Annotated in this window: 16 protein-coding genes and 1 pseudogene; 5 read left to right on the forward strand and 12 right to left on the reverse strand. The window is 32.7% G+C overall.

The genetic code is table 11. The features are described 5' to 3' along the window. Positions 1-415: 415 nt before the first annotated feature. From OZP07_RS12160 to OZP07_RS12190, 7 genes and pseudogenes are all read right to left on the reverse strand, one after another. A complete protein-coding gene (locus OZP07_RS12160) occupies positions 416-1,030 on the reverse strand; it encodes a phosphatase PAP2 family protein (RefSeq protein WP_281635280.1) in 615 nt (204 codons plus the stop codon). Between the two features lie 12 nt (positions 1,031-1,042). Beyond that, the gene (locus tag OZP07_RS12165) at positions 1,043-1,528 is read right to left on the reverse strand and encodes an ABC transporter ATPase (RefSeq protein ID WP_281635281.1); all 486 of its coding nucleotides are present in this window, start codon (positions 1,526-1,528) and stop codon (positions 1,043-1,045) included. A gap of 152 nt (positions 1,529-1,680) precedes the next feature. Further along, entirely contained in the window at positions 1,681-2,472 is a 792-nt protein-coding gene (locus OZP07_RS12170; RefSeq protein WP_281635282.1) for a (Fe-S)-binding protein, read from the reverse strand. 96 nt (positions 2,473-2,568) lie between these two features. After that, a complete protein-coding gene (locus OZP07_RS12175; protein WP_281635283.1) occupies positions 2,569-3,900 on the reverse strand; it encodes a 4Fe-4S dicluster domain-containing protein in 1,332 nt (443 codons plus the stop codon). 4 nt (positions 3,901-3,904) lie between these two features. Then, on the reverse strand, positions 3,905-4,864 hold the full coding sequence (locus OZP07_RS12180; protein ID WP_281635284.1) for an MlaD family protein: 960 nt from the start codon (positions 4,862-4,864) through the stop codon (positions 3,905-3,907). Between the two features lie 53 nt (positions 4,865-4,917). After that, positions 4,918-6,060 carry an N-acetylmuramoyl-L-alanine amidase family protein gene (locus OZP07_RS12185; protein ID WP_349293635.1) on the reverse strand — a complete coding sequence of 381 codons (1,143 nt, stop codon included), beginning with the start codon at positions 6,058-6,060 and terminating at the stop codon, positions 4,918-4,920. Positions 6,061-6,307: 247 nt separating this feature from the next. Beyond that, positions 6,308-7,132, reverse strand: a pseudogene (locus tag OZP07_RS12190) (N-acetylmuramoyl-L-alanine amidase family protein); the annotation flags it as partial. A gap of 145 nt (positions 7,133-7,277) precedes the next feature. On the opposite strand from OZP07_RS12190, the gene OZP07_RS12195 reads away from it, so the two are divergent. Both OZP07_RS12195 and OZP07_RS12200 read left to right on the forward strand, forming a co-directional pair. Beyond that, complete coding sequence (locus OZP07_RS12195; protein ID WP_281635285.1) at positions 7,278-9,953, forward strand: putative LPS assembly protein LptD; 2,676 nt, start codon at positions 7,278-7,280, stop codon at positions 9,951-9,953. Positions 9,954-10,142: 189 nt separating this feature from the next. Next, complete coding sequence (locus OZP07_RS12200) at positions 10,143-10,523, forward strand: RidA family protein (protein WP_194642020.1); 381 nt, start codon at positions 10,143-10,145, stop codon at positions 10,521-10,523. Here OZP07_RS12200 and OZP07_RS12205 read toward each other — a convergent pair. The 5 genes from OZP07_RS12205 to OZP07_RS12225 all read right to left on the reverse strand — a co-directional run bounded on the left by OZP07_RS12205 (position 10,504) and on the right by OZP07_RS12225 (position 18,655). Further along, the gene (locus OZP07_RS12205; protein ID WP_194642019.1) at positions 10,504-10,878 is read right to left on the reverse strand and encodes a methylglyoxal synthase; all 375 of its coding nucleotides are present in this window, start codon (positions 10,876-10,878) and stop codon (positions 10,504-10,506) included. The genes OZP07_RS12200 and OZP07_RS12205 overlap by 20 nt on opposite strands. 3 nt (positions 10,879-10,881) lie before the next feature. Further along, on the reverse strand, positions 10,882-11,733 hold the full coding sequence (locus OZP07_RS12210) for an N-acetylglucosamine kinase (protein WP_281635286.1): 852 nt from the start codon (positions 11,731-11,733) through the stop codon (positions 10,882-10,884). A gap of 126 nt (positions 11,734-11,859) precedes the next feature. Continuing rightward, a complete protein-coding gene (gene gap, locus OZP07_RS12215; RefSeq protein WP_194642017.1) occupies positions 11,860-12,864 on the reverse strand; it encodes a type I glyceraldehyde-3-phosphate dehydrogenase in 1,005 nt (334 codons plus the stop codon). A 46-nt stretch (positions 12,865-12,910) separates the two neighbouring features. After that, positions 12,911-13,897 carry a 6-phosphofructokinase gene (gene pfkA, locus OZP07_RS12220; RefSeq protein ID WP_281635287.1) on the reverse strand — a complete coding sequence of 329 codons (987 nt, stop codon included), beginning with the start codon at positions 13,895-13,897 and terminating at the stop codon, positions 12,911-12,913. A 318-nt stretch (positions 13,898-14,215) separates the two neighbouring features. Next, the gene (locus OZP07_RS12225; RefSeq protein WP_281635288.1) at positions 14,216-18,655 is read right to left on the reverse strand and encodes a translocation/assembly module TamB domain-containing protein; all 4,440 of its coding nucleotides are present in this window, start codon (positions 18,653-18,655) and stop codon (positions 14,216-14,218) included. Between the two features lie 203 nt (positions 18,656-18,858). On the opposite strand from OZP07_RS12225, the gene tsaD reads away from it, so the two are divergent. From tsaD to OZP07_RS12240, 3 genes are read left to right on the forward strand one after another with little or no spacing between them, the layout of a single operon-like run. After that, positions 18,859-19,881, forward strand: coding sequence for a tRNA (adenosine(37)-N6)-threonylcarbamoyltransferase complex transferase subunit TsaD (gene tsaD, locus OZP07_RS12230; RefSeq protein ID WP_194642014.1), 1,023 nt, complete (start codon positions 18,859-18,861; stop codon positions 19,879-19,881). A 2-nt stretch (positions 19,882-19,883) separates the two neighbouring features. Further along, the gene (locus tag OZP07_RS12235; protein ID WP_281635289.1) at positions 19,884-20,591 is read left to right on the forward strand and encodes a 16S rRNA (uracil(1498)-N(3))-methyltransferase; all 708 of its coding nucleotides are present in this window, start codon (positions 19,884-19,886) and stop codon (positions 20,589-20,591) included. Between the two features lie 3 nt (positions 20,592-20,594). Beyond that, positions 20,595-21,233, forward strand: a complete 639-nt coding sequence (locus OZP07_RS12240; RefSeq protein WP_281635290.1) for a DUF4159 domain-containing protein — start codon at positions 20,595-20,597, stop codon at positions 21,231-21,233. Positions 21,234-21,414: the final 181 nt, after the last annotated feature.

The following is a 21,414-nucleotide window of genomic DNA, read 5'->3' on the forward strand; positions in this document are numbered from 1 at the left end:
TTTTCTATGAAAAAAAAGTTAAATTTTAACATTTTTAAAGTTACTTTCAAAGCTTTTTCACAAAAGGAATTTCTTCGAAGCAATATTTTTTCAACAAAATTAAGAGAACATTGTTTGTAGTGAAGCTCAGTTTTGGACTGGGACAATTGATAAAAAAAGCGGGAAAGAAAAACTCCACCCGCATATAAAAGTTTATGACTATCCTTAACTAATACCAAACAGATCTAAAAGAGCCACAGATTAAAAAGATTTACACAGATTTAAAAAAAAACAGTAATAAAATCTATGAGAATCTGTGTAATCAGTGGCGAAAAAAACATATGGTATTATTTGCGGACAGTCATATAAAAATAATCTGTTTTAAGCATTCACATATCAGAAATCAAAAATCGTTAATCTGAAATCTTCAATGATATTACTCCCAAAGCTTTTTTTGATGAGGCTTTCTTTTTTTATTAATCCACTTATTTAGTTTATAACACAAAAAAGCAGATCCGCTTCCCACAAGCGCACCAGCCAAAACATCAGTAGGATAATGTACGCCAAGATACATACGGGAATATCCAACTGTACCTGCCCATATAAAGGACGGAGCAATTACATACCATTTAGGATATGCCATACTTAAGGATGTTGCAGCTGCAAAAGCTGATGAAGTATGAGCTGAAGGAAAAGAGGTACTGGATTCATCTGTAACATTTTCAATTTCCGGATAGTTTACATAAGGGCGGTCTCTTTTGGTAATACTTTTTAAAGCTACAGAAATAAATACCGAAGCTGCCAAAGACTCACCCATGAATATTGCTTTTTTCTTCGTAGTACTGTCCTTTTCGATTAATCCAACGGCATAAATAATCACAGGGGTACCAACACTGACAGGCATTGCACTGTTCGTAATTCCAATCATTGCTGATTCGAGATTAGTATTTCTATTGAGATTGATTTTTTTTAAAAGATCAATATCTGAGTTTTGGGCATTAGAAATCGAAAAACAAAACAGTACTAATAAAAAAGAAATAATTTTAGACATCCTTGCTTTTAATTAATTGAAAAAACGGCTGTGCCAGCTGTCCAAAGCAGGAACTTCCCAAGATTCGTTGAACTCTTCTATATTGTTAACCAGATTATTAAAAACAACTGTGTTTTCGGTAACCGCCTTGTCTTTAACCATTTTCTTGAAATCAATTAATGGCTTATATGCAATATGCTCACCCAATTTGAAGGTTACATTCATTTTATCCAATAAATCTACATTGTATTTTTTCTCTATGCTTTGGATAAATTCTACCGATGAATCGATTGAACAGCCTGTTGCTGCCTGCACTTCCTGATTAACTGCGATTATAATGAACCGATTGTATTTTAGTAAATAAGAGGACTCTAAGCTTGTCCCATGCGCTGCCCATTCGTTAAGAAAAGACTGCAGATCAGTTTCAATTTCGGAAAACTCTGCATCCGAAAATTTTCTATTCGATTGATAAATCCAAATTCTAGATTCTCCGGGTAAATTTTCAAAAGGAACGTGCATTGTATTTATGATTTTAGAATGCAGATTTTAGACTGCAGATTTATAATTTTAGATTTAGACTGAAAAAAGTTTAAAGTTATTTAAGGGTTATTTAAAATAGTTTAAGATTGTTGTTTTCAAACTGTTAAACATTATCTTAAACAATTAAACTCTTACAGGTCTTGAGCATTTGCAATTAACTCAGCGATATCCATTACTTTAACGTCATCTTCCCGCTCTTTATTTTTAACTCCGTCTGTTAGCATCGTGTTGCAGAAAGGACAGCCAGCTGCAATAATGTTTGTTTTTGTTTCCAAAGCATCTTCTGTTCTTTCAATATTGATTTCCTTATTTCCAGACTCAGCATCTTTAAACATTTGCGCTCCGCCGGCACCACAGCATAAACCATTTGCTTTTGAACGTTTCATTTCAATTAATTCAGCATCAAGTTTCTGAATTAAATCTCTTGGCGCTTCATATACATTATTAGCTCTGCCTAAATAACAAGGATCGTGAAAAGCAATTCTTTTCCCTTTAAACTGCCCTCCTTCAATCGTTAATCGTCCTGAATCTAATAATGATTTAAGGAATTCAGTATGGTGTACCACTTCATAATGACCACCAAGTTCCGGATATTCATTTTTCAAAGTATTGAAACAATGCGGACAAGCAGTAACTATTTTTTTTGCTTCATAGGCATTCAAAACTTCAATATTCATCATGGCTTGCATTTGAAACAAAAACTCATTTCCTGCTCTTTTTGCGGGATCTCCGGTACAGCTTTCTTCTGTTCCTAAAACTGCAAAAGAAACATTTGCACGATTCAGAATACGCACAAATGCTTTAGTAATTTTCTTTGCTCTATCGTCAAAACTTCCTGCGCATCCTACCCAAAATAAAACTTCTGGCTGTTTTCCCTGGGCTAGCATTTCGGCCATTGTTGGCACTATTAAATTTTCTGACATTTCTTTTAAAAATTCGTTTATTTGTTTATTCGTTTAATCGTTAATTTGTGAATCAGCTATTGGGTTAAACAAATAACCAAATAAACGATTAAACTATTAGTCATTTTTCCAATTCAAACGGTCCTGCTGACTGTACTGCCAAGGAGCACCATTATTTTCGATATTAGTCATCATGGCATTAATAGGCATTGGAGCTGCGCTTTGTTCCATCACTAGATAACGTCTCATATCCATAATAATAGAAAGCGGGCTTATATTTACCGGGCATTCCTCCACACAGGCGTTGCATGATGTACAAGCCCATAATTCCTCTGGAGTAATATAATCGTTCAATAACGTTTTATTGTCTGGTACAAAAACACCTTTGTTAGCATCGATATTCTTTCCTACTTCTTCTAATCGGTCTCTTGTGTCCATCATAATTTTACGCGGAGACAATTTTTTACCGGTTTGATTTGCAGGACAGGATGATGTGCAGCGTCCACATTCAGTGCATGTATAAGCATTCAATAACTGAACCCAATTTAAATCCTGTACATCGCTGGCTCCAAATTTATTTGGAACTTCATTTTCCGAAACCGGCGCTGCAGCAAATGGATCAGCATTAGGGTCCATCATCAGTTTTACCTCTGCAGTTACCGAAGCTAAATTGTCAAATTGTCCCTGAGGATTTAAGCTGGCAAAATATGTATTTGGAAAAGCCAATAAAATATGAAGGTGTTTTGAAAAATATAAATAATTCATAAAAACCAAAATACCGACAATATGCATCCACCAAAACGCTTCATTCAGCAGCATGACCAATTCATTTGACATTCCATCAAAAACTGGAGCTATAAATTGACTTATTGGAAAAGAACCTGCTTTTATGAAATGTGAAAATCCTCCAGGCACATTCTGCAAATGCAGATCCGAAGCATTCATCAATAAAAACAAAGTCATCAAAATAATTTCAAAATATAAAATATAATTGGCATCACCTTTTGGCCAGCCTTTCAAATCCGAATGAATAAATCTTTTCAGCTTGATGATATTTCTTCTTATCAAAAAAACAGTAACCGAAAATAAAACTAAAACGGCCAGAATTTCAAAAGAGGCAATTAAAACATCATATACAGCTCCAATCGGAGCAAATATTCTATGAGTCCCAAACAAGCCGTCTATAATAATTTCTAACAATTCTATGTTGATGATAATAAAACCAGCATACACAATAATATGCAGTATTCCTGCAACTGGTCTTTTTACCATTTTGGACTGTCCAAGAGCAATCATAGCCATATTTCGCCATCTAGCTTTTGCATTATCTTTACGATTTACATCAATACCAAGATTAATATTCCTAATGATTTTTTTTACATTCAAATAAAAATATCCGAATCCAATAATCAATACAATGGCAAATAAAACATTACTAAGATAACTCATGAAATTAGTTTTTTACGTTTGTAATAGAATCTTTTGGAGCAACATATGGTTTGTTCTTTTTACCAAAAACGGAAACATTTACATATCGTGTTGGATTTAGTCTCACATCCTGTAAAAGCAATTCTAACTCTTTTGAAGTTTTGGACAAATTAGCATACAAAGCATCGTCTTTCATTAATTTACCCATTGTCCCTTTACCAGACTCTATACCTTTCATTATACCGTCAACTTTAGCTAATGTTGCATTCAGGTTTCTAACGGTAAGACCCAGATCAGCTTTATTTAATGAATCTGAAATCTTTACAAAATTATCTGAAACCTTATTGAAATTGGAAACAACACCTTTCAATTGTCCCTTGTTTTCCTCTAAAATTACATTTGCATTTGCAGCAACTTTATGAAACTGCTCCATTGTAGCACTAAGTTCAGCTAAACTCTTTTTTAAATCTGCTTTACCTTTGGCATCTAAAACTTCATTGAAACTAATAACCAATTGATCGGCACTGGTCATTAATTTTTCAACTTTGGCAAGAGCCGGACCAACTTTGTCGCCTAAAGAATCCATAAGGCTAGCCTGTACAGCACCCTTTAAATAATCACCGCTTTCGGCAATATTTTTATCGGTATAATTAGGGCGAATCGCTAATTGTTTACCGCCAATAAGACTTGCATCATAAATTGCTGTTGTACTTGATTTAGATATTGGAAAATCAGTATTCACCTGCAATTCAACTAACAAAGTACCTTTTTCTGTTATTGTTATTGTTTTTACTTTTCCTACAACAAGCCCGTTAATAGTTATAGGAGCTGAAGGTGCAAGTCCTTCTACATTTTCATATTCCGAATAGAAAGTTTTATAACTATTAAAAAGATCTTTTCCTTTTAAATAACTATATCCCCAAATGAATAATAAAATTGATGTAATAACTAAAATAGCAGTCTTTATTTCTCTTGTAATTTTCAAAATTTTGTTTTTTTTTAATGGGTAAATTTAATATAAAATATTCGAACTAATAATTATTTAACCGCTTCACGAACGCTTATTTTTTTACCGTTCCTGAATGCCGTTAAAAAAGCCGAATCATATCCTTTGGATTTTACTTCTTTCAATTGATTCTTAGCATTTTCGTAATCGGAAGTTTCTCCGTAAAAGTATTTATAGACATTATCCTCATATACTAACGATACATGTTTTAATCCTTTAAAATTTTTTGATTCTAAAGGCAATTTGTTTTTACTGGCAGCAAATTGGACTTTAAAAATTGACCCCAGCGTATCTTTTTTTACAGTTCCTTTGTAAACCGATTGATTTTCTTCTTTTTTTTCAAGGTTTTCATCATGATTCTGAACAGATTTATCACTAATACTTTCTCCTTCCTCATAATCAAAATTTTCATTTTTATAACTCACAACTGCATCAGCAATAGCTTTGGCAATATCATTTTGACCATTTTCAGATCCCAGAAAAGAAATATCATTCGGACTTGAAATAAAACCTATCTCGATTAAAACTCCCGGCATAATAGAAGCATCTAATACCCATAAAGGTTCTTGTTTTATGCCCCGCGATTTTATTCCCGAAGACTTTGAAAAATTATTCTGTATTTTTTTTGCAAAACTAATACTGTTAGTCAAATTATTCTCCTGTACCATTTTCAGCCCAATTAATGTTTCTGGGTTATTTGGATCAAAACCTTTATAGGCTTTTTTGTAATTATCTTCCAGAAAGATTACGGAGTTTTCTGTTTTAGAAACTTCAAAATTCATATTTGTTCTTGACATACCCATTACATATGTCTCACTTCCATTTCCTGCTTTATTTTTATTAGCGTTACAATGAATTGAAACAAATAAATTTGCATTAGCACGATTTGCATTTTTGGCTCTTTCTCTTAGTTCAACAAATTCATCTGTTTTACGGGAATAAATCAAACCAATACTAGGGTTCTGTTCTAACAATTTACCAACTTTTAAGGTAACTGCCAAAGTTATGTCTTTCTCTTTATGACCATTATACTTCGCTCCAGGGTCTTTTCCGCCATGACCCGCATCCAAAACAACTTTGAATTTTGCAGCCGATTGTGCTGAGCCGGCAGTAAAGCTTAGAATTGCTAAAAATAAAGTTATTACTGCTTTAAATTTATTTTTTGAAAACATCATAATTCTAAAAATTAATATAATTATATGACTTCTGTTATAAATTCATCAATTGATTCCTTGCGCCTTCATAGTCAGTATTTCTTCCAAAAATGCATTTATTAGACATTATCTTCATAAATGTGTGAAATAATTTGTAATTATTAAAAATTTCTAAATTTCAATACTGCTTTTCGGAACAAAAAAACAGTTTTTATTAAATAGATTACAAAGTTTCTTTTTTAATTACACCTTAATTATTACCTGGTGTTTCATTAGTTTTCACAGGATTTTCATTAAGTATCTGTGATGGTTTTTCTTCAAAGGTTTCTGTGCCTCCATCTCCAAAATATTCATTTTTGTAACCAATAATAGCATTCGCAATTGCTTTAGCAATATCATCCTGCCCTTGTTCTGAATTAAGCAGGTCACCTTCAGCCGGATTAGAAATAAAACCTGTTTCAACCAAAACTCTAGGCATATATGCTTTGTGCAAAACCATAAAAGGAGCCTGTTTTACTCCTCCATGACGCAATTTTTTTCCTAATAAGGCAAAAGCATCTTCTACCTTGCTGGCCAATGAAATACTGTTTTCTAAATATTCTTCCTGCATCAAAGTCATCCCAATCATTGTTTCCGGAGAGTTTGGATCAAATCCTTCGTACTTTTTCTTATAATCTTTTTCCAGGGTAATTACCGCATTTTCCTTTTTTGCAGCCTCCAGATTCGAAGCAATTTTATTCATACCCATAACATAGGTTTCGGTACCGTCTGCAGCAGTATTTTTATTTGCATTACAATGAATGGAAACAAAAATATTTGAATCGGCTCTATTTGCAATATTGGCTCTTTCTACTAAATCAATAAAAACATCTGTTTTTCTGGTGTAAATCACTTCTACTTTAGGATAAGATTCTAAAATTCTGCCCACTTTTAATACTATAGCCAATGCAATGTTTTTCTCGATTCTTCCGCTATAAACAGCTCCAAAATCATGATCGCCGTGACCTGCATCTAGAGTAACTTTAAAATTATTGGATTGCCCATAAATATTGCCCACAAATAGCAGTATTAAAAATGTGAATGCAATTTTCATTTTTTTTGTTATATCCATCTAATAGTTAATTTTATTACAACAGTTCTATTATAAATTTATGTTTTGATTATTTTTGCCGAAAAATATAGTAATTTTGGCTCAAATATATTCGTATCTTCATTTTACAAAAATAGTATTTAAACCTTTGCATACAAACTTATTTAATATCGTTTTATTATCAATTTTCCTATCTCTAGGCTGTTCTAATTTATATTCTCAAGATATAAAAAAGAAACAAACTTCTATTACTCCTAATAAACAAGAAGTTAAAAAACCTGCTAATGATACGGCAGATAAAAACACTGAAGCTGAAACACCAAAAGATACAGTCAAATTAGACACAATAAAAGTTAAAAAAGTTTTCCTGAACGGACAGGTAAAATACACTGCCCAAGATTACCAGAAAATTGAGAAAAAGAAAAAACTCATGACTTTGTACAATAAAGCTGAATTGTACTATGAGGATATTGAATTGAAATCGGGTATCATTGTCATGGATTATGAGAAAAATGAGGTGTATGCTGGCCGTATTAAAGATTCCCTAGGCAACTATACTCAATTTCCAAATTTCAAACAAGGTTCGAATGTCATTGAACCAGATTCTATCCGTTTTAATTTCAAAACAAAAAAGGCTTTAATCTGGAATTCAAGAACTACTCAAGGGGAATTCAATGTAAAAGCTGCTATTACTAAAAAAGAAAATGATTCCGTATACTTCCTTAAAGGCGCAAGATTTACAACCGCCAAAGATGTTGACAATCCTGAATATTATTTTCAAACCAATAAGATAAAATTCATTCCGGGAAAAAAAATAATTACAGGTTCCACTTACATGGTAATAGCAGGTGTGCCAACGCCAATATACATGCCTTTTGCCTATTTCCCATTATCAAAAGAAACGAGTGTTTCCGGAATTATTCTGCCTTCCTATAACGATTCAAACACCAAGGGTTTTTCATTACAGAATGGAGGATATTATTTTGCGCTAAGCGATCATTACAATCTAACTGTTGTTGGAGATTACTACACCAATGGAAGTTACGCTTTGGGAATGCAGTCGTCTTATGCTAAAAGATACAATTTTCAAGGAAACATTAATATTAGATACGAAAATAATATAGTCAGCGAAAGAGGTTATCCAGATTATTCTAAAACAAAAATCTACAACATTCAATGGTCGCATTCACAGGATTCAAAAGCTAATCCAAATTCAACATTTTCTGCTTCGGTGAATCTAGGGAGCAGTGAATATTTTAAAAGAACTATTAATCAAGTCAATGTAGGTTCTTCTTTAAATAATTCATTGAGTTCGTCAATATCATATAGCACAGTATTTCATTCTGTACCAGAAAGCAGAATATCACTTACAGCAACTCACTCTCAGAATACCAATACAAAAGAAATCAATATGACTCTTCCTACACTGCAGTTTAGCGTAGACCGTGTGTATCCGTTTGCAAAAAGTGACGGCACGAAAAAAGGGTTTTTCAAGAACATTAATTTACAGTACAACTTAAACGGAAAAAACAGCTTTAAAACAACCGATTCATTATTTTTTAAACCTGAAATGTTCCAAAATGCTGATATTGGATTCCAGCATTCCATTCCGTTAAGCACCAACTTTAAAGTTTTCAAATATTTTAGTGTTTCTACCTCTTTAAATTATGATGAAGTCTGGTATTTTAAAACTATCGAAAAACATTACGACAATCAATTAGCTACAGTAGTTACTAACGAAGTAAAAGGGTTTGATGCTTTTAGAACTTATTCTTCATCAACTAGTATTGGAACAACCATTTACGGAACTTTTAATTTTGGAGCTGATAAAAAAATACAGTCAATCAGACACGTAATGAGACCCGCAATTTCTCATAGCTACGCTCCTAGTTTTGAAAAATACTATGACACCTACGCAATCGACGGAAGTGGCGGTATGCAGAAAGATTACACTCGATTTGAAGGCGGTATGTACGGTGCGCCCGGTCTTAATAGCTCCAATTCATTTGGATTCAACCTTAGTAATACTTTTGAAGCAAAAGTTGCAGATAAGGATACCACTAAAACCGAGCCGAAAAAAATAATGCTGTTAAACAATCTAAATCTTTCTACCAGTTATGATGCCAATGCCAAAACACTTGCATGGGCTCCTGTAAGGATAAGCGGTGGAACTCAATTCTTCGATAATAAATTGGGCGCTAATTTTGGAACAACCTTGGATCCTTATGCGATTGATAATGGTGGAAATAGAATAAATACTTTCAATATTAACAATGGAGGCAGTCTTTTTAGAATGACAAGTGCCAATTTGACTATGAATTATTCCCTGTCAAGCAGAGGAGAGAAAAAAAAGAAAAAAGATTCGCAGGCCGAAAGAAATGGAGGCCGGGAAGATGATTTATTTGGTTCTGATATTGACACCGGAAGTTATCGAAAAAACAGCCAGTTTACTGATGACGATGATAAAAATGAAGATGCCGTTACTGAATTTTTCAGATCTAAACTGCCTTGGGACATGACATTTGCCTATTCTCTTACATATGGAAACAGCAATAGAGAGAAAAAAATAACAGGGAATTCCATTATGATTTCAGCTAATACCGATTTAACTCCAAAGTGGAAAGCTGGTATTTCAACTGGTTTTGATTTTGTTCAAAAAGGCGTTACTTTTACTCAATTGCGTTTTGAAAGAGATTTAATGAGCTGGAGAATGGATTTTAACTGGACTCCTTTTGGACAAAATGCAACTTGGAATTTCTTTATTGGAATCAAATCTGGTGTTCTCAGCGATATTAAATGGGAAAAAAGAAATCAAAATTTCTAGATTTTTTATTTAAATTACAATTACAGCTAATAGCAAAACGATTAATAATTAATACATTTAGTCGTTACTGAATTACTGTCTATTTACTTTATACTAAAAAGTATGCATGGAGAATTTACCATTTTTATTAAAAACACTTAATTCTACATTGTATCTGAATTAACATTAATATAAAAATCTAATTTATAAATGAAAACAATAATCTACACTGAAAAAGCTCCAGCTCCAATTGGCCCATACAATCAAGCTGTTCTGACAGGAAATACTTTATACACATCTGGTCAAATTGCACTTAATCCAGCAACGATGGAATTAGTGACAGACACTATCGAATTGGAAACGAAACAAGTCATGGAAAATATGAAAGCGGTTTTAGAAGCTGCCGGAATGACTTTTGAAAATGTTGTAAAAACTTCTATTTTCATCATGAATATGAATGATTTTGGCAGCATTAATACCGTTTACGGATCTTATTTTAACGAAAAAACCGCTCCAGCTCGTGAAACGGTTCAAGTGGCATGTCTGCCGAAAAATGTAAATGTAGAAATATCTATGATTGCAGTGCTATAGCATTAATCAATAATTGTGCTGTTGCTTCGTTTGTAGCCAACGGCACATTATGAACATCGCAGACACGGATAAGCATATTAACATCAGCTTCGTGCGGATGGCTTGACAGTGGGTCTTTAAAAAACAAAACCATTTGAGTCTTACCTTCTGCAACTCTCCCTGCAATCTGAGCATCACCCCCTAAAGGACCAGAGAGCATTCTTCTGACTTTAAAACCTTCGGCTTCGGCTCTGCCTCCCGTTGTTCCTGTTGCTATAAATTGTATTTTTTCCTGTTGTAACAGTTCACGGTTTTTAATTAAGAATTTTACAATATCTTCTTTTTTCCCGTCATGTGCAATTATTGCTATCTCCATATTTTATTTATTAGCTACGTGATAAGCAATCAAACCATCAATAGGTCTCCTAAGTACATTACCTAACTGCAGTTCGTATTTTTCAAAAATTTCAGCAAGTTCTTCTTTTAAATAAAAAGCGATAGAACCTACAAAATTTACTGGTACTTCTTTGCAGTTTTCAAACTGCTTGATATAATTTTTAATAAAAGATTTCATCCCTTTAAAAATTATCTTGCGGCAAAATTCATGTTCTTTATTCTGAATCAAAAATTTAGCAAAAGTTGCAAGATAAGCATTTGGATTTGGTTCTTTATATAATTTATTTTTAATAAAATCCGGGTCCAAATTATATTCTTTTTCAAATACTTCAGCCAATTCTTTTGGCATTTTATTGAAATAGTATTTTCTAATTAATTCTTTTCCAAAAACATTACCGCTGCAGTCATCCATTACGATATAACCCAATGACTGTACTCTTTGTTCTAAAACCTTGCCGTCAAAATAGCTGCAGTTAGAACCTGTACCTAAAATACATACGATTGCTTCTTCTCCTTTTGGTGTTGTTGCAAAAACAGCAGCATATGTATCCTCTTCTACAACTACAATTGCATTAGAAAAATAAGTTTTAAAAGCTTCACTAAGCATGCTTTTCATTCTATCTGTACCACAGCCCGCACCATAGAAAAATAAATGGGTCGCTGTTTTTTTATTTTGTTTTATGTCAAAACGATCGTCTATACGAGCCAGAATTTCGTCGCTGTTAAGAATTTCTGGATTTAAGCCTAATGTTTGTGTTGTAAACATTACTTTTCCATCGTCATCTATCGCAATCCAATCTGCTTTAGTAGAACCACTATCAACTATTAATTTCATATTTAATTTGGTTTATTTGGTTTAATTTTTTTTTATTGTTCATTGATATTTTAACAAATATCAAATGAAACAAAACAACAAGATCCCATTAATTTCACTTAATGGGATCTTGTAAAAATATAAATATTATTTTAGTGAAGTGATATGAACAGCTAAATCAATTAATTTGCTTGAATATCCATACTCATTATCGTACCAAGATACTAATTTGAAGAAAGTAGAATTTAATCCAATTCCTGCAGTAGCATCAATGATTGAAGTTCTTTTATCTGAAATAAAATCTTGAGAAACAACTGCATCTTCAGTGTATCCTAAAATACCTTTTAACGAAGTTTCAGAAGCATTTTTCAAAACAGCCATAATTTCTTCGTATGAAGTTTCTTTAGCCACTTTTACAGTTAAATCTACTGTAGAAACGTCAGCTGTAGGAACACGGAAAGCCATACCTGTTAATTTCCCATTCAATTCTGGGATAACTTTTCCAACAGCTTTTGCAGCACCTGTTGAAGAAGGAATAATATTTATTGCTGCAGCACGTCCGCCTCTCCAGTCTTTTCTAGAAGGTCCGTCAGCAGTCATTTGAGTTGAAGTTGTAGCGTGAACAGTTGTCATTAAAGCTTCAACAATTCCAAAGTTATCGTGAATAACTTTAGCTAATGGAGCTAAACAGTTTGTAGTACAAGAAGCATTAGAAACAACTAAGTCAGAAGCTTTTGCAGTTTCGTGGTTTACTCCCATTACAAACATTGGAGCATCTGCAGATGGAGCAGAAATAATTACTTTTTTAGCACCGCCTTTGATGTGCTCATTTGCAGTTTCGATAGTTGTAAAGATACCTGTACATTCAGCTACTACATCAACTTCAACTTCGTTCCATTTTAAATCTGCAGGATTTCTTTCAGCAGTAATACGGATATTTTTCCCGTTTACATAAAGTTTTCCTTCTTTTACTTCTACAGTTCCGTCAAAACGACCGTGTACTGAATCATATTTCAATAAGTAAGCTAAATGATCAACATCTAATAAATCGTTGATTGCAACTACTTCTATATTATCTCTATTGAAAGATTCTCTGAAAACAATTCTTCCAATTCTACCAAATCCGTTAATTCCTAATTTTACTTTTGACATTGTATTTAATTTAATTTATATTTATTTTACTTTTCTTTCTTTTATTTTAAATTGACATAATATCTGACACACGAAGTAATTCCTGATCAATTTCTGTATGTCCTTTGATTGCTTGTTCCAAAGGTGTAAGTTCAATTTTATCAGCCAATAAACCAACCATATAATTAGATTTACCTTCTAATAAACATTCAACAGCTTTTACTCCCAAACGACTCGCTAAAACCCTGTCAAAACACGATGGTGCACCACCACGCTGCATGTGTCCTAATACTGATACGCGTACATCATATTCTGGAAAATTATTCTCAACATAATCTTTAAGTTCAAAAACAGTTTTACCTATTTTATCACCTTCTGCGATTACCACTATACTTGATGATTTTCCTGCTGCTTTGCTTTTTCGCAGAGAATCCAATAAACGGTCTAATCCTAAATCTTCTTCAGGAATAAGAATTTCTTCAGCACCGGCACCAATACCGGCATTCAATGCTATATGGCCTGCATCACGCCCCATTACTTCAATAAGAAATAATCTATTATGAGAACTTGCTGTATCACGAATTTTATCAATTACATCTACAACTGTATTCAGAGCGGTATCATAACCTAATGTATGGCTTGTACCATATATATCATTATCAATCGTTCCCGGAATTCCCATTACTGGAAAACCATACTCCGAATTAAAAATTAAAGCTCCAGTGAAAGAACCATCGCCTCCAATAACCACTAAAGCATCAATACCTGCTTTTACAAGGTTCTTGTGTGCTTTTGCACGTCCTTCCGGAGTTTTAAAATCCATGGACCTTGCCGATTTTAAAATAGTTCCTCCTTTATTTACAATGTTATTTACACTTCGGGGTCCCATTTCTTTAAAATCCCCTTCAATCATTCCTTGATAGCCTCTATAAATACCAACACATCCTATGTTATGAAAAGCGCACGTTCGAACAACAGAACGAATGGCGGCATTCATACCTGGAGAGTCTCCTCCAGATGTAAGTACACCTATCTTTTTTATTGTTTTTGACATTTTTTTAAGTATTAAAGTGTAAATTTAGCAAATATCAAAGATATTTTAGGGGTGCTTTCTAAGATTTTAATAAAATAACTGAAATTCAAACGTTTTCGTTGATAAGTTTTCTCTATTAGAAAAAAGCTTGTAATTAATTCCTTTTTTCAAACTATACTGCTGGCTGTAGGATTAATTTTCTTTATAAATTCATTTTCTAAAAAACAATAAAAATTCATTTTTTAGATATAAAAATAAAGATCCAAAATTGAAATAAAAGCAAAATTAATAAAATCCACAAAAAAACAAACAATACACTAAAAAACAACAACTTATAAACTAATCTTCTTCTGGAAGAACAGCATCTTGATTAACTTTAGGCTTATCTGCTTTTGGAGCGTCAGGTTTTTTGAAATTGATAAAATTGGGGCTAAAATTTGAGTCACTGTCAACTTGTTTTACTTTCGTAGTATTTACTTTGTTTAACTTATTACTTTTAAACATCTTATCTACTAATTCTTTAAAAGTATCAAAATCTACCTCATAAGAAATACCTACCCCTTGTGTGTAACCAATATCCTGTCCTATATAATTGATATCATTTTCTTTATTAAAGAAATGCAGATTAAAAGAGCCATCTTCATTCATTCTGTATTTAATATCAATATCTCCAACAACTGATGATTCATGAACACCTCCAAATGGAACGCCAATTTTTCCGTTTATAGTAATTCTTTCATTAACTTTTGACGATACTATTGCTTCAAATCTTCCGTCGGTTTGCGAGCTAGGTCTATTGTCGGGCGAAACAACATTAAAATTCATTGTAAACTTATCATCTGTTGAAGACACAATACTGCCCAGCATCCCAGAAGCGGTTTCATACAAACTCGATGATACTGCCTGGCTAGAGCCGTCTTTGCTTAAAAAACTTCCTGTTGATAACAAATACAAAGCTTGTGTCTGTCTAACATCTTTGTCGGATAACTCAGACTCCAATTCTGATTTCATTACACTTTTAATCGTTGGGAATTCTATCATAAAATCAGGTTCCGGATGTGCCAAATCGCCATGAATCCCAATTACAACTTCAACATCAATTTTCTTATTAACATTCGAATTTTCTAGAAGCAAAGCAGGATTAGCAGATGTTTTATAAACAGCTTCAAGGTTTAATTGTGCTCTCATAGGGTTTCCTTCCCAAACAATAGAACCTCCTTTTTTGACATTAAACTTTTTATCTATTAGTCCGCCGTATTTAAAATTATAAGTTCCGTCATATGGAAGGAAATCACCCCACATCTTAAAATCACCTAAGGTATTTATTTTAAACAACAGGTTTCCATTCCCCCTGCCTTTCATACCGTGTCCAGAATTCCTGTCCAAAATCACTTCCACTTCCGCATTTGGAGTAATTTCCAAATCAAATTCTAATTCAAGTCCGTTATAATTTCTAGTCTTTTCAACAATCCCTTTTTGCAGATTGAATTTTTCCTTAGGAGTTATGAAATGAATAAAACTGTTTTCACTTACACTTTCAGCATTATTTATTGGTATTTTGAGAACAGAGCCTTTTTCAGATTTAGCATCTACCTTAATGAACAATCCGTTTGCTGGACCTTTGATTGTTGCATTTCCGTTAATAAAAGCAGTTCCAAAATAAGCCGCATCTTCGCTATCCTGAGTATCCAGGACAAGAAGCCTTTTAGAATTTACACCCAAATCTAATTTCCAATCCGAAAAATTCTTATGCTCCACTACCCCGTTCAAAGTCCCAGTTGTCTTAAACTTAGTATCGGTTATCGTATTATTTCTGAAAAGAAACTTTTCATCCGTCAAATCAATAATCGTTCTGTCTTTTAAGGCATAATCAACATTCAAATAAGGTATGCTCAAACCTCCATTATTTACAAAAAGACGTCCGTTGATATCTGGTTTCTTTACAGAACCTCCAATGGTTGCATTACCAGAAACAACTCCTCTGATATTTGAAATAACATCACCGCCTAAAGAACTTAAGGTTGCCAGATTGAATCGGTCAAATTTTAAATTTAAATCAAACAATGTCTCTTTATTTATAATCTCAAAATTTCCGTCAGCACTAAAAGATTCGAAATCTTTATTTTCAATAGTTGAATATAAAGTGAATTTTTTGAGGTTTTCATCTCCTTTTATGTCGAATTTTAAAACACCAAGATCATAGTTATTGATTTTTAAATTATCAACAACCAATGAAGCAGTCGGCTTGTAAACGAGCTTATTTTGATTAAAATTAATTTTACCGTTTAAATTTCCGTTAATAGCAAAACTTTCCTGAGCCGATGTCAGCGCATTAATATCAAAATCCTTAAATTCCAGATTAACATCCTTATAATTACTTCCTTTAAATTCACCATTGAGCTTTATTTCCTGTTCTTTATTGGTAAGTATAAAATCATCAAGCTTGAACTCACTTAACTTTTTATCAAAAACTAAACGGTTATTAGGCGAATTTGATTCATTAAAAAACCACAGACTGTTTTTTAATTTAATTTCCGATTTACTAAAACCAACCACATTTTTATTATCCTTATCAATAGTATGGTATAAATCCAAATTAAAATAGTCATTACCCTTGGAACCTCCTTTAAATTCTGTTCGGAAAAACAAAGTATCTTTTGAAGTGACATTAATAAGGCTGAAATCCCGAATTTTATACATTTTTGTTTTAATGCTGTCCAATTCGATATATGCGTTATACAATGGATTTTTATTATCAATAGCAACTCTTATATTATCAAAAGAATTATCCGCAGCGGTTATCGTTGGAGAATTAAAATTAAACTTAAATTCATTATTGTCTGAATTAATAATTCCTTTTACAACGGTGTTCTCACTTATCTTCATTTCAGGAAAAAAAACTTCGACAATTTTATTATATACTTCAAAATTAAATTTCAGAAACTGGCCTTTTCTAACTTTTACCGGCCTATAATTTGTATAAAGACTTCCTAAAGAATTAGAGATCAGGCCTTTTAATTCAGCAAATTTAAATTTACCAATAATAGTACCGTTCGTAATATCAGGAGCGGTGATTTTTATAGTACGAATTCTCTTTTCGTCAAAACTGGAGTTTAGATTAAAATCATTAAATTGATAAGTATTTTTTGGGTTAACATAAACAGCATTATTGATATAAATATTTCCATGCAGATTCTCAATTGAATTTCCCTGCACATTAACGATAGCGTCACCTTTGAATTGAGAAATTGTATCACTTACAAAATTCAATTTGTGCAGCTGCGCATTATCTATTTTTATCTGAAAATCATATTGGCTCTCTTTTTTACTTAAATTAACCAACCCGTCAAAATTCATTTTTAGGTTTGGATCATCGACAATAATTGATCCTTTATATAATGGCAGTTTAAAATTTCCGTTTATTTTTATGTTTTTATAATCATAACCATTATACGCAAATCTGGAAATTTCTCCCTTCAAAGCTGTATCTAAATATTTTTCAGAAAATCCTTTTCCATCAACATCCAAATTCAAACTTACCTGCGACAGATTCTTATTATCCAGCAAATTACCAACATTAAAATCATGCAAAACAACATAACCTTTGTATGTTGCTTTATCACTTTGATTCATGTCATTAATTATAAATTTAGACGTAACCGCACCTAAATCAGTTTTTGCAGAAAGATTTGCATGAATAGAAGTAGTTGTGAGCTGTGTATTTCCTACCAATGAAACTTTTCCAAATTTCTTCAAAATAACGGGCAGTTTTTTACCTAAAACATTAGGCAGAATACCAGCTAAATCATCATAATCAGAATTCAAATGATCAAACTTTCCATTCATATAGAATTTTTGATCTTTATTACCCAAAAGATTTTTAAAATTTATAAAACCTATCAGCCTTGTGCCTCTATTGTCATTTAGGCTCAGATCTAAAAGTTTTAAATTATTCAAAGGACCTGTAATATGACTTCTAAGTCTAAAAACTCTATTTTTACCTAATTCATCATAAAAACAGCGGACATCATTAGAAGCAATTTTGGCCGATTTAAATTTAAAATCAAATTCTACCTTATTCACAAAATCTGAAAAATCCTCAATTTCATAATTCAATGCTGCGTAACCTTTAATACTCGATTCTTCGGTTTTTAATTCCATTTTATCAAGTATCATGTGCTGCTGCGTGAAACTGTAATTTCCTTTTAGGTTTTTAATGTACACACCTCTATGGTCCAAAAAGGACATTTTTTGGATATTAGCATAGACTTCTGGACCATAGACTTTGAAATTGGTAAGCGATATTTTCAATCGGGTAAAATCTACAGATACAGGAGTTGTATGATTTTCATCAGTCAATATAAATCTTCCATTTGACAAATCAACACTTGTAGCAGTTAATAAAAAATGTTTTTTGGAAGGAGTTTTACTTTTCCCGAAAGCATCAACAAAATAATCCAGATTTGTCTTTTTTTCTTTTTTATACGTTTTTAAATTAAAAAGTACGCCATCCAGAGCTACATCATTAAAAATCAAATCGCCATCCAGCATTTTTTTGAAACCAAGAATTGAAGTATTGATTCTTTTGGTGTAAATTAAAGTATCTTTATGATGATCAATAATTAAAACTTTTTTAAGCTTAACACCTCCAAAAAGAGTTAACTGCACTTCATCAACATTCATGTGAATTCCAAAATCATCATTCATGCTTTCCATGAAATACTTTGCCAGCTTCGTTTGAACAAAAGGTGTTGTAATGGCTATAAAAAGTACTAACAAAAGTAATATTAGTCCAACGAAAGTACGGAATACTATTTTTTTAATCTTTTTGATACGCAGTGTTTTTGTTTTTTTTGTACAAATAAATAATTTGCCTTTAGAAATGGCAATATCTTAGCTAAAAATATTTAATTTTGGCACAGCTGTAAAAATACTCTTTTTATGGTAATCCATCAAATATACTTCAAAAATCATCTGTTTATATGCAAATTCCTGAGGTTTTTATACTTGCCATAGAAAGTTCATGCGATGATACTGCTGCTGCTGTATTGTGTAACGACAAAGTACTGTCTAATGTTGTTGCCAACCAGTTAATTCATAATCAATATGGCGGCGTGGTTCCAGAATTAGCTTCCCGCGCACACCAGCAAAACATCGTTCCTGTCATTGAAGCTGCGTTAAAAAAAGCTGATATTAAGAAAGAACAATTATCTGCAATCGCTTTTACACAAGGCCCAGGACTCATGGGATCGCTTTTGGTTGGCAGTTCGTTTGCAAAATCAATGGCATTGGCATTAGGAATACCTTTGATAGCCGTAAACCATATGCATGCCCATATTCTGGCTCACTTTATAGATGAAGAAGGTTTTGACAAACCTGAGTTTCCGTTTTTAGCATTAACCATTAGCGGCGGACACACACAGATTGTAAGAGTTGATGATTTCTTTGATTTAACAGTTATAGGAGAAACAACAGATGATGCTGTTGGTGAAGCTTTTGACAAAAGTGCCAAAATCTTGGGGCTTCCCTATCCCGGTGGCCCTTTGGTCGATAAATATGCCCAATTAGGAAACCCAAAAGCATTTCCTTTTACCAAACCAAAAGTTCCCGGATTAGATTTTAGCTTCTCTGGATTAAAAACAGCAATTTTATATTTTATTCAAAAGAAAAAAATTGAAAATCCTTCCTTTATAGATGAAAATATAAATGACATATGTGCATCCATTCAGCATACCATTATTGAAATTTTAATGGATAAGTTAAAAATGGCTGTAAAAGAAACGGGAATTAAACAAATTGCTATAGGCGGCGGAGTTTCTGCCAATTCTGGAATCAGGAATACTTTGAAAGCGACTGAAAACAAATACGGATGGAAAACTTTTATTCCAAAATTTGAATACACAACCGATAATGCTGCAATGATTGGGATTGTAGGGTACCAAAAGTTTTTATCTCAAAAATTTGAAACAGCCGATGTCGTTTCTAAAGCAAGAATCCAATTTTAATTATGCAGTTATTTTACAACCCAGCAATAAACGAGACTACTGAGGCTTTTTCTTTTGACAAAGAAGAAAGCAGACACATTATTAAAGTATTGCGTAAAAAAGACGGAGACACTCTACATGTTACCAATGGATTAGGATTATTATTTAAAACTGAAATCACTTTAGCCTCAGATAATAAATGCACCGTTCAGATAGTATCCGCTGAGAAAACTGAAGCTCCCAAATACAAACTGCATCTTGCTGTTGCTCCAACAAAAATGAATGACCGTTATGAGTGGTTTCTTGAAAAAGCAACTGAAATTGGCATATATGAAATCACGCCTGTTATTTGTGACCGCTCCGAAAGAAAAGTAATCAACATAGAACGATTTGAAAAAATCATTCTTTCGGCCATGAAACAATGCAACCAAATGTATCTTCCTAAATTAAATCCAGCTGTTACTTTTAAGGAATTTGTAAAGACAGAAAAAACTGGAACAGTATTAATTGCTCATTGTGAAGAAACCAATAAAAAATCACTAAAATCAGTTGTTACAGCTGGTACAGATTATACAATATTAATTGGCCCAGAAGGCGATTTTTCCAGTAAAGAAATTGAACTGGCGCTTGAAAACAGTTATATTCCTGTCTCTTTGGGTGAAACAAGATTAAGAACAGAAACGGCAGCTATTGTAGCCTGCCACAGTGTTGTCTTTACAAACGAAGATTAAAGTATGAAAAAAATATTGCTTGTATTATTATTGCTTTCTATACCTTGTTTCTCTCAAGAAATTGCTTTGTTAAAATACAATGGCGGAGGCGATTGGTATGCTAATCCCACGTCTCTGCCTAATTTAATAAAATATTGCAATGCAAATATAAATACACGAATAAAATCCAAACCAAGAACAATAGAACCCAACAGTCCCGACTTGTTTTCTTATCCATTTGTACATATGACAGGACATGGAAATGTTGTTTTTAGTGATTCCGATGTTACAAATCTTAAAAAATATTTATCGGGTGGAGGTTTTCTTCATATAGATGATAATTATGGTATGGATAAGTATATCCGCAAGGAAATAAAAAAAATATTTCCAAACAATGACTTACTTGAGATTCCGTCAAGCCATCCTATTTTTCAGAAACCTTTTGTTTTCCCAAACGGTCTGCCAAAAATTCACGAGCACGACGGGAAAAGACCTCAAGCTTTTGGCATTTTTGTAGAAAACAAACTTGTATTGCTCTACACTTATGAATGTGATCTTGGCGATGGCTGGGAAGATGCTGAAGTTAACAATGATCCATTTGAAGTCCGGGAAAAAGCTTTAAAAATGGGAGCAAATATTATCAATTACATTTTTACAAATTGATTTACTACAATCCGCTTTTGTAAAATATTATATGACTGTCCGTAAATAATACCATGTATTTTTTTCGCCAATAATTACGCAGCTTCTCACAGACTTCATTACTTTAAAAAAAAATCTGGGTAAATCTTTTTAACCTGATGCTAATTCGATCTGTTTGGCATTAGTTAAAGATAGTCATAAA

The sequence above is a fragment of the Flavobacterium marginilacus genome (assembly GCF_026870155.1).
Taxonomy (GTDB): domain Bacteria; phylum Bacteroidota; class Bacteroidia; order Flavobacteriales; family Flavobacteriaceae; genus Flavobacterium; species Flavobacterium marginilacus.